Raw genomic sequence first — 14924 nt, forward strand, 5'->3', positions numbered from 1 at the left:
GGCCGTCGGACCGGACATCCGACCGGCAGCCGGACCGGGCCGCCGCCGGCGGGCCGGCCGGAGCGGTTGGACGGGCCCCCGGTTGGACGGGCGCCCTGTTCGCGCGGGGCACCGCCCTGGTCTGATCTCCTCGGACATCGACTCCGTTGTCGCCACGGACACCTCACTCTTCGCGGAGGCCATCATGAGCAAGGGCAGATCGGAAACGCTCACCGGGTCGATCGAGCTCCCGTTCCCGGAGTACGACAACCCGCCGTCCGGGCCGTCCGGGCTCTTCCGGCACTGGTACGACACCGCCGTGGAGGCCGGCGTACGCGAACCCGCGGCCCTGGCCCTGGCCACCGCCGACAAACGGGGCCGGCCGTCGAGCAGGATCGTCGCGGTGAACGAGATCACGGACGAGGGCCTCGTCTTCGCGACCCATCTCGGCAGCCAGAAGGGCCGGGAGATCGGCGAGAACCCGTGGGCCTCGGGCACGCTGTACTGGCGTGAGACGAGCCGGCAGGTGGTGATCAGCGGCGCGGTGGAACTCCTCGGGACCGAGCGGGCCGAGGAGAAGTGGCTGAGCCGCCCGGTGTTCACGCATCCGGCGTCGGTGGTGTCCCGCCAGAGCGAGGAACTCGTCGACGTCGGCGCCCTGCGGGCCGAGATCGAGCGCCTTGCCGCGACCGGTGGCGCACTGCCGCGCCCGGACGGCTATGTCGTGTATCTGCTGCGGTTCGACACCGTCGAGTTCTGGGCCAACGGCGAGGACCGACTGCACCAGCGGCTGCGCTACGAACGCACGGGCGAGGCCGAAGGATGGACCGTCCGGCGTCTCCAGCCCTGAGCGGCGGCTCCGGGCGACGGCTCCGAGTGACGGCTTGGGGCGACGGGCGCGGGAGCCGCCGTACGGTGACGGCACGGGCCGGTGCCGGAAGGGCACTCCCGCGCCGCCGCCGTACGCCGTCCGCTCACCCGTGGCGGACGTCCGGGGCGGCCTCGGGGGCGTGCCCGCCGACGCCGACCACGAGCCCGGCCTCCGCCTCGACCCGGGCCGCGAGGTCCGGGTCCTCCTCGACGGCGCGGTGGAAGGCCGCCCTCGCCTCCGCCGGGCGGTCCAGGCGCAGCAGGCAGACACCGAGCTGGAGCTGGGCCTCGGGGTCGCCGGTGGCCTCGAACACCGCGGACAGGTCGGCCAGCGCCCTGCCGGGATCTCCCGCCTCCAGATGCGCGACCCCGCGGTTGAACCGGACGTCGGGAGTGTCCTCAAGATCCAGCGAGCGGCCGAAGTCCTCGATCGCGTCCATGAGTTCGCCGCGCTCGTAGGAGACCGTCGCCCGGGCCGCCCAGGCCGGAGCGTAGTCGGGACGGACGGTGACCAGGCCGGTCAGTGCCGTGTGGGCGGCGTCCGCGTCCGAGGCCGCGAGCAGTTGCCCGCGCAGACAGAGCAGGGGCGCGTTGTCCGGTTCGAGTGCGAGACCGGTGCCGATGTCCTGACCCGCCCCGGCCAGGTCGTCCATGGCGTACCGCAGGCTCGCCCGGTTCACATACGCGTCCACCCGGCCGGGATCGAGTTCGATGGCATAGCCGAAGTCCGTCAGCGCGCCCGGTATGTCGCCGAGCTCCAGCCGGGTGTCCGCGCGGTTGTACACCACCTCGGGAAACGGCGGGGACAGGGCCATCGCCCGCTCGTAGCAGACGACGGCATCGGCCGGGCGGTCCAGCCGGCGCAGCAGATTGCCGCGGTCGAAGTGGTATTCGGCGTAGTTCGAGTCGACGGCGATCACATCGTCGAGATCGGTCAGGGCCTCCTCGTAGCGGCCCAGCGCGATGAGGACCTGCGAGCGGTTGTGCTTGAGCACCGAGCGGTGCAGCGCGTGCTCGGAGGCGCCCAGACTCCGGTCCAGCCAGACGATGCCCTCGCTGACCAGCCGCAGCGCCTCCTCCAGCTTGCCCTCGTGGACGGCGACCAGGGCCAGGCCGTTGCGGTTGAAGACGGTCTGGAACGCGCGTTCCCCGGCGTCCGGGATCGCCTGCGCGAAGGCGACCGCGGCGTTGGCCCAGGCCCGCGCCGTCGAATGGTCCTGCTCGTCGCGGGGGAGATACCGGGTGTGGATCATGGCGGTGGCATAGGCGGCCTGCATATGGACCATCGGACTGTCGGTGGCCGCGCGCGCACCCTCGTACAGCACCAGCGCCTCCTCCGGCCGGCCGAGCGCGGCCAGGGAGGTGGTCTTCTTGGTGGTGAACGCCCACCAGTCGTTCCGTGCCGTCGTGGCGTCGACCAGGGCCAGACCCCGCTCGGCGAAGTCCACCGTCGCGTGGTAGAAGCCCAGGTCCACACAGATGTCCAGGGCGGTACGCAGGGCGCCCGCGCCGGCGCCGTACGGATCCCGGCCGTGTTCGCGGTGGTACGGGACGGCCCCGAGCGCCAGGGAGGGTTCTCCGGCGGCCATGAGCGCGTCGGCCCGCGCGTCGTGCAGGGCGGTCCGGTCGTCCGGGGCGAGACCCTCGTAGGCGGCGCGCAGCCGGGGATCGTCACCGGTGCAGTCACCGGCCACCCACCGGGCGGCGAGTTCCCCGGCGGACAGCGGCGGCAGCGGCAGCAGCGGTGTGTCCCGGCCGGTGATCACACGCGCGTGGCGTTCCAGGGCCGGGCCGAGAGGCTCCGCGAGCGGGCCGGGCGGAGTGTTCAGCCCGTCGGCCGCCGTGGCGATCCGCAGCCGCAGCAGACCGGGATCGGCCCGGCGCAGCAGGATGGCGAGCAGTTCCTGGTCGGTGGGATCTGCCTCGTGCGCGTTGTCCACGAGGAGCAGCCGGGGACCGCCGCCGAGACGGCGCAGATGGCCGTGCAGGAACTCCGTCAGACCGTGCGCGATCCGTGCGGTGCGCAGCCGGGAGTAGAAGCGCGTCCGCTCCTTCGGCACGGCCAGCGAGGTGAGCGTCTCCCGGGTGGCCGGCACGACACCGCGCAGTTCCGGTGTCAGCGCGAGGATCTCCGTCTCGTGCGCGGCGACGAGGCCGGGCCAGTCCCGCAGCGCCTCGGGCACGACCGTACGCAGCAGCGCGCCGCCGGCCGAGTAGGGTCCGCGCAGCCGCCGGTGCGCGTCGAGTACGGCGAGTACGGGCACCTCTGCCCCGGCCGCGAGCAGCCGTCGCCGGTCGTGCCGATGGCGGGCGCGGATCCACTGGTGGGGGACGTCTGACACGGCTGCTCTCCTACTCGCTGGCATGACGGGTGCCCGCCGCAACGGCGGGTCTACTCACTGAGGGGACGGAGTGTCGACTTCCTGGCCCGCCGGGCCCGGAAGGCCAGCACACCCACGATGCCGAACTGGAGGACGTTGAGCGCCACGAGCGTGGCCGAGTCGGCCAGTTCCGCGGTCGCGGCGTCACCTGTCAGCCGGCCGAGGACACCGGTCAGGAACCGGTACGCCGTGGGCAGCCCGGCCAGGACCAGACTGGTGAGCATCACCGCGTAGCCGACGAGCATCACCCAGCTGTACCACTGCGCGGCCTTGCGGTCGGCGGGCGAGAAGACGGACTCGTCGACCAGCCGTTCCGTCCTGCCGCGCAGCCGGTTGTAGCGGTTCTTCGTCACCTGCACGGAGGTGCCGTGCAGATCGGTACAGCCCAGCACCGTGGTGACCAGGTAGTAGACATCGGTGCGCAGATAGAAGTACATCTGCCAGACCATGCGCAGGATCGTGCTGAAGGCGAGCGCCAGAGCGACCCTGCCGAGGGCGGAGAAGCTTCCGTCGGGCTCCCGGGTGCCTGCGGCGATCAGAGTCAGCGCGGACCAGACCACCGCGTCGGCGCCCAGACCGGCCAGCATCGGCAGATACCGCTTCCCGCGCTCGACGACGACCAGGCCGTCCATCGAGGTCTCCAGCACGACGAAGTACAGCCGGCGTCCGATCGACAGCCGGGTGCGCAGCCCGAGCCGGCGGCCGGCCAGCGCGTGGGCCGCCTCGTGCAGCAGCATGAGCGGCACCTGGCCGACGAACAGGCCGAGTTCGACGATGGTGTAGTAGTCGGAGAAGAAGATGTGCCGGTAGTGCGGCGCGAGATCCGTGCGCAGCACGGAAGCGGTGATCGCGGCGGCGACCACCAGGGCGTACACGGCCGCGGCCGGCGGGGAGAAGACGGCCTTCCCGAACCGCTGCCAGCGTACGGGCCCCTCGTCGGCCCGCGCGTCGGTCGCGGAGCCCGCGGCGGCGGGGCCGGTGGCGGTCGTGGCGGTGCCGGTCCGGTCCGTGGCGGCCGTGCCTCCGGCGGACAGCCGCAGCAGGCCCACCTCGCTCAGATCGGTGATGAGTCCGGCGACGTCGGCTTCCTCGCCGTAGGTCGTCTCGTACCACCGGGCGGCCTCGCGCGGAGTGTCACCGGCGGCGAGACGGCGTACCAGCTCGGCCCCGTCGGTCGGCAGGATCACGTACGCGTCGATGTCCGGGCGGCCCAGCGTGGTCGTCTCGCCCTCGTCGAGATAGACCAGGGGATGCACAGTGACCGGCAGGTCGAGGTCGACCTCTCCGGGATCGTGCTCGACAGTGCCACTCATGACGGGTTCCTTCGGCGGGCGAGGGGTGCCGCCCCGCGGTGCGGGGCGGCACCCTCCCCGCGGACTAGTGCGGGAACGGGAAGGTGGGGAAGGTGGGCGTGGTCGGCTCGCAGGTGTTGCCGTAGATGGCGCTGGCGGCGGCCGTCAGACGGACGGGGCCGGCAACACGCACCGTGATCTTCTTGAGGGATCCGGTCTTCTTCATGGTGTTCACCTCCTTCTGGGGTATCGATCGCGGTCCGGCTCCGGGGATCCGGGGCCGGAAGCTTGGGGGCCGTCCTTGGAGGGCCGTTCCGGAGGGCCGCCCGCCGTCAGACGGGCGACTGGAGGACGCTCCTCAGGTCCTCCAGCAGATCCAGTGCCCGGGACCTCGGGCCCGCCGCGAGATCCGGCGAAGGGCCGGGATCCGCGGTCCGCGGCGGTCCGCGGCGGTCGTCCGCCAGCCGCAGGGCCGTGGCGGCCTGCCGGGCGAAGAGGGCGAGCAGATCGAGTTCACCGAGGCTGGAGCGGGCCTGGGGCGCCGGGTCGAGTACCTCCAGTACGCCGAGGACCCGGTCGCCGTGGATCAGCGGCGCCGCCATCAGCGCGTCGGGCACGAACTCCGTCGACTTCGCGAAGTCACGGTCGAACGCGGCGTTGCGCGACAGATCCGCGACGATCACCGGCTCGCCGGAGGTGACGACCCAGCCCGCGATACCGCTGTCCGCCGGGAAGCGCCGCCCCACCAGGAACGCCTCGCCGCGCCCCGAGACCGCCTGGAAGACCAGTTCGTGCGCGGCCTCGTCCAGCAGGAACACCGAACTCGCCTCGGCTCCGAAGATGGCCCGCGCCACGTCCACCACGGACCGCAGGAGCTCGCCGGAGAGCGGATCGACCGGATCGACCCCCGACACGGCCGGCGCCCCGGACACCGTGGACCCGTCCCCCGCACTGCTTTCCCTCACTGCGCACCCCCGGCGGCGACTTCGACGTTTGCTGCGGACAGGTAGAGAGCGGTCTTGAGCTGAAAGGTGGTCATCCGGCGGTGCTCGGACAGGATCCGCGCGCACAGGCCCGCGATGTACGGCGTCGCGAAGCTGTTGCCCGTCGTCCGCATCGTGGTGCCGCCGAGCCAGGCGACCCGTACGTCCTGGCCCGGCGCGAAGAACTCCACGGGAGGCCGCGGATTGTAGAGATAGAGCTCCGGGTCGCTCTCCCGGTGGCTGCCGACCGAGATCACCGAGGCGAACCGCCAAGGGAAGCTCTCCACCGGTGTGTTGTGGGCCGAGGCCACGATCACGGTCCTGCGGAAGTACGCCTCGTCGGCGAGGGCGTGCAGCTCCGGCGCGAAGCGCGTACGGGTGGTGGAGAGGCTCAGATTGATCACGTCGAAGCCCTGGCGGACCGCCCAGCGCAGACCGGCGAGCATGATGTCGCCCGTTCCCGAGAAACCCTTGCCCAGCACCCGGACGCTGTACAGCTCGCACTCGGGCGCCGTGGCGCGGATGATTCCCGCGCAGGCCGTGCCGTGTCCGCAGGCGTCGCCGCTCTCGGTGCGCTCCACCGTGATCCCGTCGGGGCCCTGGACGACGGCCCAGGCGCCGTCGACGGCGCCGATCAGCGGATGGTCCCGTTCCACACCGGAGTCGACGACACACACCTTGATCCCGCGCCCCCGGGCGTCGGCCCAGGTGGACGGTGCGGGCATGGCGGGCGCGTCGGCGGTGACCCGGACGTCCCGCGGGCCCTCGCCGCGCAGACTCCAGACCAGGCCGGGACGGTGCGCCGTCCTGTCTGCGCTCGACCTGCCACCCGTCGTTCTGTCTCCGCTCGTCCTGTCACCGTCCGCCGCGCGGCTTCCCGGCGCCGCGCCGTACCGCTCGCCGGGCCCGGCGTGTCTGTCGCTCATACCGACTCCGCCGTTCGCGCGGCCCGGCGCAGACCGGGCAGATGCCTCTTCGCCGCGAACCGTCCGCGCGCCAGCTCCGTGGCCTCCCGTGCCTCCGGCCGGCGGCCGAGCCGCCCCAGCACCTCGGCGCGGTCCAGCAGGGCGACCGCCTGGACGACCGGCGAATCGGTCGCACCGGCGGCGCCCACGGCGCGTGAGGCCAGTGCGAGGGCCTCCTCGGCGCGCTCCCGCGCGGCGCAGATACGGGCGAGGACGCCGTAGAGATCCGCCGCGTCGGAGCGCGGCAGACCGCTGCCGGCCGTGCCGGCCATGGCGGTCCCGTCGCACGACACCCCGGAGGCCGTGGCGGAGTGCGGGGCGAGCCGCTCCTCGGCCTCCTCCACGCGGCCCGCGTCCAGCAGGACGCGGGCGGCCTCGCGGGTCACCGTTCCGAGCAGTCCCGCGGCCCCGAGCGCTCGCCCGGCGTCCGCCGCCTCGTCCAGCAGATCCAGCGCCCGGCCGTCCCGGCCCGCGAGCGACTCCACCGCCGCCGCGAACATGGGCACCACCACGGCGCCCTCGGCATAGCCGAGTTCGGCGGCGATCCGGCGTGCGCCGGCGAGCCGGGCACGGGCCTCGTCCCACTGTTCGCACAGGGCGACGAGGACCGCGAGCGGACAGTTGAGCGTCAGCTGTACGGTCGGCCGGGGGCCGCCGTGTTCGGCCAGCAGTTCGCAGCCGCGCGCCAGCGCCGTGTCCACCGGCTCGGGCCCCCGCCACAGCGAGACACCGATGGCGCCGAGCGCCAAGGCACGTTCCGGTTCCGCGTCGTGGCGCACCGCGTGGCCGAGGGCGCGGGTGAGCAGGGCGTCGGCCTGGCCGTGCCGGCCCTGGAGCTGGCGCTCCTGCGCCATCCGGATACAGGCCCTGGCCTGGCCCAGTTCATCACCGGCCCGCTCGAACACGGGCAGGGTGAGCCGGGCCGTCTCCGCGATGTCGCCGGGTACGTCGGCGGGAGGCGCGGCGGCCAGCGCGAGCCGGGCGTGGGCCGCCTCCACGGCGGGGACGTCCGCCGTGTCCGTACCCCCGCCGGCGCCCTGCCCGGCGGCGGTGAGCACGGTCAGCAGCAGTCCGCGGCCCTCGTCGGTCCGGCCGGTGGCGAGCCGTACCTCGCCCAGACGCCGCGCGGCCTCGGCCCACTCGGGCTCCGTCCCCGCCCGCCTTCCCGCCGAGAGCTCCACCGCCCGTGCGAGCAGTGTGCCCGCCCAGGCGAGATCGGAGCGGGCGAGCGCCCGGGAGCCGGCCGCGACGAGCAACCGGGCGGCGCGGCGGCGCAGTTGTTCCGTACGGGCGTCGAGCACGCCGAGCTCCGCCCGGTAGCGGAAGGCGCGCTCCAGATGGCCCGCCACGGCCGCGTCCCGCTCGGGGGCCGGGTGCCCGGGAGCCGTGTCCCGGGCGGCCCCGTTCGCGCCGCCGGCCCCCGCCGGCAGCACCTCGGCGGCGCGCTCGTGCCGCTCGGCCCGGACGCGTTTGGCCAGGGACTCGTAGGTGATCTCGTGCACGATGACATTGCTGAACCGGAGCGGAGCGCGGTCCGAGGTGGTCCGTCCCACCGGCTGCACCAGACGTCGCCTGCTGAGCCGGGTCAGCGCGGAGCGGACAGCCTCCTGGGGACGGCCGCCGTCCGTACCCGTACCCGGACCGGCACCCGCGGTTGCCGCTCCGCCGTGCAGCGGACCGCCGGGCGCGCCCTCCGGACAGACGGCCGCGAGTGCGGCCAGATCGTCGGCGGTGAACTCCCGTCCCACCACGGCCGCGAGGTCGAGCGCGGCCCTCTCCGGGCCGCCGAGCGCGTCGATACGCGCCCCGAGCAGCGCCTGGAGCGTGGGCGGCAGATCGCCGCGGCCGTCGGCCCCGTACCCGGACTCCGGCTCGGCGACCGCGGTGAGCAACTGCTCCAGATAGAACGGATTCCCGCCGGCGGCCTCCAGGATCCGGGCGGGCACCGCGCCGCCGTCCTCGTCCGCCCGGTGGGCGCTCACCTCGGTCAGCGCGAGGGCCACCGTCTCGGACTCGGCCGCCGTCAGCCGCGGCAGCATCAGCGCGCGGGAGCGCAGCCGGCCGCTGCCCCAGCCGGGCCGCCGGTCGAGCAGGTCGGGACGGGCCAGACAGACGAACAGCACGGCGGACAGGTCGAGTTCCCCGATCAGACGGTCGAGGACGTCGAGCAGCGGATCGCTCGCCCAGTGGCAGTCGTCCACCATGACGACGACGGTCCGGTGCCGGGAGAGGACGGTCAGCAGAGCGACCACGGCGGCGCATGTCTCGCCGACCGAGGGGTTCGGTGTGCCGTCCTTGAGCAGACCGGCCGCCAGTACCTCCGACGCGGCGCTCCACACGGCGCGTTCGGCGGGGTCGGCCGGCTCGTCGCTCCCGGTCCCGATGCCGGTCCCGGCGCTCTGGCCGAGGAGCGCGGTGACCGCCTCGGCCAGCGGCGCGAGGCTGCCGTGATCCCCGTAGGGGCGGCAGCGTCCCGCGCCGAAGACCACGGACGACGCGGCGCGTTCACGCCACTCGTGCAGCAGACGCGTCTTGCCCATCCCCGCGTCGCCGTAGACGGTGACCAGATACGAGCCATGGCCGTCGGAGACATCGGCGAGCGCCAGGTCCAGCTCCGTCAGCTCCCGCCCGCGCCCCACGAAGGGCACGTCGAAGCGGCGCAGCAGTTCCGGCGCGTCCTCCCCGATGCCGGAGAGCCGGTAGGCGGTGAACGGACCGGCCTTGCCCTTCAGCGTCAGCGGACCGACGCTCTCCGTCCGCGCGCCCGCTCCGGCCGCGAGCCGGGTCTCCGGGCCGATCAGAATCTCACCGGGGGCGGCGTGCTGTTCCAGCCGGGCGGCGATGTTGACCGTCTCGCCCGAGACGAGGGCCTGACGGGCGCTGACATCCGTACCGCTCACCACAGGGCCCGAGTTGACACCGATCCTGACGCGGAGCCGGATCCCGAGCGAGGGTTCCAGCTCCGTGTCGTTCAGCTCCTCCACCGCGTCCAGCATGGCGAGCGCGGCGGTGAGCGCCCGCAGGGCGTCGTCCTCGTGCATCTCGGGGATGCCGAAGACGGCCATCACCGCGTCCCCGACGAACTTCTCCACGGTGCCGCCGAACTCCTCCAGCCGGGCCCGCATCAGCCCGAAGTACCGGAGGGTCACGGCGCGCAGTGCCTCGGGATCCAGCGTCCCCGACAGCGCGGTCGAGCCGACGAGATCGCAGAAGACGACGGTCACCGTCCTCCGCTCCTCGGCCTGCGCGGCCGGGCGTGCGGCGACGGTCGTCCCGCAGAGCGGGCAGAACCGCGCGCTCCGCGGCAGCAGGCCTTCGCACGAGGCACACCGCATGGATCGTTGTCCTTTCGGCCCTGGGAGGCAGACGTCGGAACTGCGAGGAGGCACCGGAACCGCGAGAGAGGCACCAGAGCTGCGAGGGGAGGCACCGGACCTGTCCGGGAGGCACCGGACCCGGGCGGGAGGCGTCAGAAGAGGGCGCCGCCGGCGATCTCGCTGTGCGCCTGGACCTCGGGGCCCACCTCGTCCAGGCGCGCCTTGATGTCCAGCAGCAGGAAGACCTCGTCCGGAGTGAGATCGCGGAGCACCTGGCGCTGCTCGTCGGTCAGTTCGGAGAGCGGGAAACCGTGCTCCTCCAGGGCGGCCAGCGCGTCGGGCGCGGGGTGGTCCGGGGGAGGGCCTTCGGGCTCGTTCATGACGTGTCCGTTCCTGCCGTGGGGCCGTACGGGCGCGGTGCGGTACGTGCGTCACGGTCGACGCACCCGAACAGTTCGATGAGCGCGTCCAGGGTGTGCAGTCCGCTGACGGTGACGGCGGAACCCAGGGCGGAGCCGAGCGGCAGCCGGTCGAGCAGGGTGAAGAGCTCCGCCGCGTGCCCGGTGTCCAGGGCGGCGTGCTCGCGGACGGTGGTGACGGCCGCCTCGGGCAGACCGGTCAGGGAGACGATGCGGTCCGCCAGCCAGGGCGCCGGAGCACCGGCCTCCAGGACCGCGATGTAACCGAGCAGCGTGACCGGATGGTGGTACTCGATCCAGTACTGCTGCGCCCCCACGAGACGGGCGACGGCGGGCCGGGGAAGCGTGGTGGGAAGAGAGTCCGGATCACCGCCGAGCGCGGCGAGGTCGGCCAGCAGCCAGCTGTCGTGGCCGCGCTCCTCTTCGATGTGCTCCCGGAGATAGCTCGCGAGCGGTGCGGCGATCCGGTCGCGCGGGCCGAGTTCGGCGCAGCGCGCCACCGCGCGTTCCATCAGCGGTACGGACGCCCGGATCACCCCGTGCATGGCCCGTACGTACGCGGTGTACCGCTCCCGGAGTCCGGGGGCGCGCCACAGCCGGGCGGTCGACGCGCCGAGCGCCGGAGCGGTGAGCGCGAGCCTGGCCCGGAGCGCCTGTCCGGCGAGGACGGTGGTGCCCGTGTCGGTCCCCGATTGCGCGAGCGCCGTCATCGTGGTGTCTCCTGTCCCGAACCGCGGTGCGCCGCCGCGGAGTCCGGCACCGCGGGACCCGTCGTGGCCGTACCGAGGGACACCAGGCCGGCGTGGCGGGCGCTGCCGTGGCGCCGCACGAGCGCCACCGGGCCCGCCTCGGACTGGAGCCGGGCCGCGTGCCGGTCGAGCAGCGCGCCCGCGGCCCCGGAGGCGGTCCGGTGCGCGACGGCCAGGGCCTCGGGATGCTCGCCGAGCCGCCGGCAGCCCGCGCAGTAGCCGCGCGCGGTGGCGCCAGGCGCCGACCTGTGGAGCAGATGGGCCGGTCCCACCGTCCTGATCATCCGCAGTACCGGTGAGGAGGACGACCGTTCCCGGATCTCGCCCCAGGTGTCCACCGCGACATGACCCAGCGTCAGATGGGCGGGCGGCGGACGCGTGTCGACCGTCTGCTGGTTGCAGCAGGCGAGGACCGTGCCGTCGTGGGCGACCACCGGCCAGGCGGCCATGGAGCACGGGAGCGCGCGCCGCGGATCGGGCACGGCCGGCCGGGCGGTGGCCCAGGACGCCGCGCGGCCGACGGCCCGTACGGTGTTCACCAGCATCGGCACCCGGTCCGCGAAGGTCCGGCGGACCTCGGCGACAAGGCCGGTGAGATACGGATCGTCGGGCCCGGAGCCGACGAGATGGAGACTGGCGGGCACTCCGGCGTCCAGCACCCGCCGTACCGTGCGGAAGACCGCCCGGCGCGGCACCTCCCGTTCGTGGAAGGCGTCGACGCTCACGGAGAAGTGGTCGACCGCGTTGATCGCACGCAGGATCCTCGCCGGGATCGGTGCGTCGCGTGCGTCGTCGGCCGCGAAGAACGCCCCGGTGAGCAGCGCGCAGCGGGTACCGGCCCGATGGGCCCGCCCGGCAAGGGCCGTCACCAGATCCGGCCGCAGCAGGGGCTCACCGCCGGACATCATCAGCACGTCCGGACGGTCGTCCGCGCGGAACGAGCCGACGAAGCGCAGCAGCCGGTCGCCGTCCGGCTCCTCCGACTCCATGGTGGACGAGGAGGAGCAGTGGGCGCAGTGCAGCGGACAGCGGCGGGTGAGATTCAGCAGCAGCCCGGCGCCGGGCAGCGGGCGCAGACTCATCAGCTCGGCGAGCTCCACGGCGGTTCCTCCTCTCCCGGTGACGCGCGGCTGGTCCGCGGTGTACGAAAGTCTCCGGGCGACGGGTTCGGAACCCCGGTCACAGACGCCTTGTTATCGGTAAATCCGCAGGTCGGCGACGGGTCCCCCGAAGCCCTCGCGGCGATCCCGGCCGGCACGTGACGCCGGCCGCGCGGCGGCGCGCCGGAGCCGGTCAGGCCATCGCGTGGCGCGCGCCGGCCGGACCGGGGAGGGACTGTTGCCGCGCGTAGACATGCAGCAGACGCGGGAGTTCGTAGAGCACCGCGTGCGCGGTGACCTCGCTGTCGGGCAGGGCGATCATTCCCGCGTTCATCAGGGACTCCAGTTCCCTGCGGGCCTGGTCCTGCCCGTGGGCGAGCACGGTCGCCGCCTCGTGGAGCGTGAAGACGGGTCCCGGAAGGGTCCCGAGGCGGCGCAGCACCGTTCTGCTCGCCTCGGGCAGCTCGCTCCAGCACTTCGACAGCCGGGGGCGTACGTCCATGTCGCCCGCGGTGAGTTCGTCGAGCAGGGTGCTGTCGTCGGCCAGCCGCGCCGCGTACTCACCGAGCGGGAGATGGCGCAGTACGGCCAGTTTCAGTCCGCTCACCCGGACGGCCAGCGGCAGCATGCCCGTGGCCGCGACGATGCGTTCCGCGGCGCCCGGGTCCGTGCCCAGCCGGTCGCGCCCGATGATGCCCGCCAGCAGGTCGAGGGCCTCGGCCATGGAGAAGGGGGCCAGCGCGAGCCGGTGGGCCGGGGCGAGTCCGCCCAGCTGGGAGCGGGCGGTGACGACCACGGCACTGGCACCGGCATCGGGCAGCAGCGGCCGGACGTCGGCCTCGGCGGCGGCGTCGTCCAGCAGGAGCAGAAGTCTTCGGTGCGCCAGCCAGGCCCGCCATAAGGCGGCGGCCTCGTCCGGACCGTCCGCCACCGCTCCGCCGCCCGGTGCCGTGCCGCCGTCCGGGACCGCCGCGCCGGACACCGGGAGGCCGAGGCCGACGAGTCGGGCGAGTTCGGCGAGCACGGCGGGCCAGGGCCGGGGCACTCCCGCGGCGTCGCGCATCCGAACCAGCAGCCGCCCGTCGGGGAACGCGTCGGCGAGCCGGTGCGCGACATGCACGGCCGTCTCGGTCTTGCCCATGCCCACCGGGCCGGTGAGCACCGCGACCCGCCGTTCCGCGGGGCTGTCCCGGCCCAGCAGGGTCATCAGCGCGCACACCTGGTCGCGGCGGCCGGTGAAGTCCCCCGGATCCCGCGGCAGAAGGGAGCGCGCGCTCCTGTGCGCGGCCGCGGCGGCGGACGGCACGCCCGGTCCCGGCGGAGCGCCGGTGCCGTCCTGACAGCCGTCGAGCATCGACCGGTACAGCGCCTGGAGCGAGGGACTCGGCTGAAGTCCCAGTTCGGAGGCGAGGAGCTGGCGCAGTCCCTCGTACGCGGCGAACGCCTCGGTCTGCCGGCCCAGCCGGCACAGCACGTTCATCTGGACCGCCCGCAGTCGCTCCCGCAGCGGATGCTGCTCCACGAGATCGGCGACGGTCTCGGCGATGCGCGGTGCGTTGCCGAGACTCAGCTCGGCCTCGGCCCAGTCCTCGTACAACTGGAGGTAACGGCTGTTCAGACGCTCGGTCTCGTCCAGGATCGCCCGGGAACAGAGGAGTTCGGGCAGGGCGGGACCGTGCCAGAGGTCGAGTGCCTCCCGCAGCAGCCGGGCGGCCGGGACCGGGGCGCCCTGGCGCAGCGCGTCCCTGCCCGACCGTACGAGGCTGTGGAAGCGCAGCGAGTCCAGCTCGTCCTCGTCCACGCGCAGCACATAGCCGCCGGCCCGGTGCTCCAGCCGGTCCCTGGCCCCGGCGTCGTCCAGCAGTCTGCGCAGGGCCGACACGTACACCTGGAGGTTCTTACGGGCCGTGCGGGGCGGCATGTCGGCCCACAGCGCGTCCGTCAGCGTGTCCACGGAGACCGGTTTGTTCGGCCGGCAGAGCAGCATCGCCAGAAGCAGACGCTGCTTCAACGGGCCGAGCGGGAGGGCCCGTCGGCCGAGCTGGACCGAGAGCGGGCCGAGGATGGAGAACCGTATGCCGCCGGTCCGCGGTTCGGCGATGCCGTTCATCACGTTCGTACCTCCTGGGGTCGAGGCGGCGTGCCGGCGGCCGGCCGGGCGGGGCGCGCGGGGGCGGCCACGCCCGCCAGGCGGCCATGAGCTGAAATGAATAGGCGCGGGATACATCATTAATCTCCGCTTGGACACACGCAAGAGGCAACCGACGACTGCCGGTTCACCGCGGGCCACCCGGCCCGTCCTCCTTCTCCGGTATGCGGGAATACCGGACACATACCGCTCTTTGGGCATCCGTGAATCGGCCCGCTCTAGCTTCTGGTGCTGCCGGCGCACCCCTGTCGCCGGACACGGTTCGCCAACCGAGGAGACACCATGGCCGAGAACACCGAGCCCACCAACGAGTCCACCGAGCCGACCGGGGCCGAGGTCGAGGCGCACGCCGAGTCGCCGCTGGAGCTCCAGGAGCTGGACGGCGCCGTCCCCGGCAAGGACCTGGAGCAGCCGGGCACCAGCAACATCAGCGTCGCCGTCTGCTGATCCGCTCCCTGTGACCGGGGTGTGTACGGCCGCTGTCACCGTGCGGCCGGACACACCCCCTGTCGCCGGAGGCGGTCCGTTCATCCGAGGAGGAGTCATGGCCGAGAACACCGAGCCCACGAACGAGTCGACCGAGCCGGCGGAGACCGGGGCCGAGGTCGAGGCGCACGCCGAGTCGCCGCTGGAGCTCCAGGAGCTGGACAGCGCCTTTCCCGGCAAGGACCTGGACCAGCCGGGCCACAGCACCAGCAGCATCAGCCTCTGCTGACGCGC

General features: G+C 73.5%; 13 protein-coding genes. 3 read left to right on the forward strand and 10 right to left on the reverse strand.

Annotated features, from left to right (window positions below):
* Positions 1-184 precede the first annotated feature (184 nt).
* Entirely contained in the window at positions 185-829 is a 645-nt protein-coding gene (gene phzG / locus BFF77_RS17370) for a phenazine biosynthesis FMN-dependent oxidase PhzG (RefSeq protein ID WP_066950394.1), read from the forward strand.
* Positions 830-953: 124 nt separating this feature from the next.
* Here phzG and BFF77_RS17375 read toward each other — a convergent pair whose 3' ends face one another.
* From BFF77_RS17375 to BFF77_RS17415, 10 genes are all read right to left on the reverse strand, one after another.
* Positions 954-3191, reverse strand: coding sequence for a tetratricopeptide repeat protein (locus tag BFF77_RS17375; RefSeq protein WP_066950366.1), 2238 nt, complete (start codon positions 3189-3191; stop codon positions 954-956).
* 50 nt (positions 3192-3241) lie between these two features.
* Positions 3242-4543 carry a hypothetical protein gene (locus tag BFF77_RS17380; protein ID WP_066950369.1) on the reverse strand — a complete coding sequence of 434 codons (1302 nt, stop codon included), beginning with the start codon at positions 4541-4543 and terminating at the stop codon, positions 3242-3244.
* A 64-nt stretch (positions 4544-4607) separates the two neighbouring features.
* Positions 4608-4748, reverse strand: a complete 141-nt coding sequence (locus BFF77_RS35660; protein WP_169922675.1) for a hypothetical protein — start codon at positions 4746-4748, stop codon at positions 4608-4610.
* Between the two features lie 106 nt (positions 4749-4854).
* Positions 4855-5454 (reverse strand): GAF domain-containing protein, encoded by a 600-nt coding sequence (locus BFF77_RS17385; RefSeq protein WP_066950371.1) that lies wholly within the window; start codon positions 5452-5454, stop codon positions 4855-4857.
* A 29-nt stretch (positions 5455-5483) separates the two neighbouring features.
* Positions 5484-6431: a S8 family peptidase gene (locus BFF77_RS17390; RefSeq protein WP_079125242.1), complete on the reverse strand. Its 948-nt coding sequence runs from the start codon at positions 6429-6431 to the stop codon at positions 5484-5486.
* Entirely contained in the window at positions 6428-9805 is a 3378-nt protein-coding gene (locus BFF77_RS17395; RefSeq protein WP_066950373.1) for an adenylate/guanylate cyclase domain-containing protein, read from the reverse strand. Before BFF77_RS17395 ends, BFF77_RS17390 begins: the two co-directional genes overlap by 4 nt.
* A 134-nt stretch (positions 9806-9939) precedes the next feature.
* Positions 9940-10167, reverse strand: a complete 228-nt coding sequence (locus BFF77_RS17400) for an aroma-sacti cluster domain-containing protein (RefSeq protein ID WP_066950377.1) — start codon at positions 10165-10167, stop codon at positions 9940-9942.
* A complete protein-coding gene (locus BFF77_RS17405; RefSeq protein ID WP_066950381.1) occupies positions 10164-10916 on the reverse strand; it encodes an iron-containing redox enzyme family protein in 753 nt (250 codons plus the stop codon). Before BFF77_RS17405 ends, BFF77_RS17400 begins: the two co-directional genes overlap by 4 nt.
* Complete coding sequence (locus BFF77_RS17410; protein WP_066950383.1) at positions 10913-12055, reverse strand: radical SAM protein; 1143 nt, start codon at positions 12053-12055, stop codon at positions 10913-10915. Before BFF77_RS17410 ends, BFF77_RS17405 begins: the two co-directional genes overlap by 4 nt.
* A gap of 193 nt (positions 12056-12248) precedes the next feature.
* A complete protein-coding gene (locus tag BFF77_RS17415) occupies positions 12249-14165 on the reverse strand; it encodes an AfsR/SARP family transcriptional regulator (protein WP_066950385.1) in 1917 nt (638 codons plus the stop codon).
* Positions 14166-14486: 321 nt separating this feature from the next.
* Here BFF77_RS17415 and BFF77_RS35665 point away from each other — a divergent pair, with 321 nt between their 5' ends.
* Positions 14487-14651, forward strand: a complete 165-nt coding sequence (locus tag BFF77_RS35665; RefSeq protein WP_169922676.1) for a hypothetical protein — start codon at positions 14487-14489, stop codon at positions 14649-14651.
* A gap of 97 nt (positions 14652-14748) precedes the next feature.
* On the forward strand, positions 14749-14919 hold the full coding sequence (locus tag BFF77_RS35670; protein WP_169922677.1) for a hypothetical protein: 171 nt from the start codon (positions 14749-14751) through the stop codon (positions 14917-14919).
* Positions 14920-14924 lie beyond the last annotated feature (5 nt).

The sequence above is a fragment of the Streptomyces lushanensis genome (assembly GCF_001700515.1).
Taxonomy (GTDB): Bacteria; Actinomycetota; Actinomycetes; order Streptomycetales; family Streptomycetaceae; genus Streptomyces; species Streptomyces lushanensis.

What these genes read in the sequence shown, in the direction of transcription:
- BFF77_RS17380 (WP_066950369.1), bottom strand. Translation starts at nt 4,543, where the DNA reads ATGAGTGGCACTGTCGAGCACGATCCCGGAGAGGTCGACCTCGACCTG.
- BFF77_RS35660 (WP_169922675.1), bottom strand. Translation starts at nt 4,748, where the DNA reads ATGAAGAAGACCGGATCCCTCAAGAAGATCACGGTGCGTGTTGCCGGC.
- BFF77_RS35670 (WP_169922677.1), top strand. Translation starts at nt 14,749, where the DNA reads ATGGCCGAGAACACCGAGCCCACGAACGAGTCGACCGAGCCGGCGGAG.
- BFF77_RS17400 (WP_066950377.1), bottom strand. Translation starts at nt 10,167, where the DNA reads ATGAACGAGCCCGAAGGCCCTCCCCCGGACCACCCCGCGCCCGACGCG.
- BFF77_RS17390 (WP_079125242.1), bottom strand. Translation starts at nt 6,431, where the DNA reads ATGAGCGACAGACACGCCGGGCCCGGCGAGCGGTACGGCGCGGCGCCG.
- BFF77_RS17395 (WP_066950373.1), bottom strand. Translation starts at nt 9,805, where the DNA reads ATGCGGTGTGCCTCGTGCGAAGGCCTGCTGCCGCGGAGCGCGCGGTTC.
- BFF77_RS17415 (WP_066950385.1), bottom strand. Translation starts at nt 14,165, where the DNA reads ATGAACGGCATCGCCGAACCGCGGACCGGCGGCATACGGTTCTCCATC.
- BFF77_RS17405 (WP_066950381.1), bottom strand. Translation starts at nt 10,916, where the DNA reads ATGACGGCGCTCGCGCAATCGGGGACCGACACGGGCACCACCGTCCTC.
- phzG (WP_066950394.1), top strand. Translation starts at nt 185, where the DNA reads ATGAGCAAGGGCAGATCGGAAACGCTCACCGGGTCGATCGAGCTCCCG.
- BFF77_RS35665 (WP_169922676.1), top strand. Translation starts at nt 14,487, where the DNA reads ATGGCCGAGAACACCGAGCCCACCAACGAGTCCACCGAGCCGACCGGG.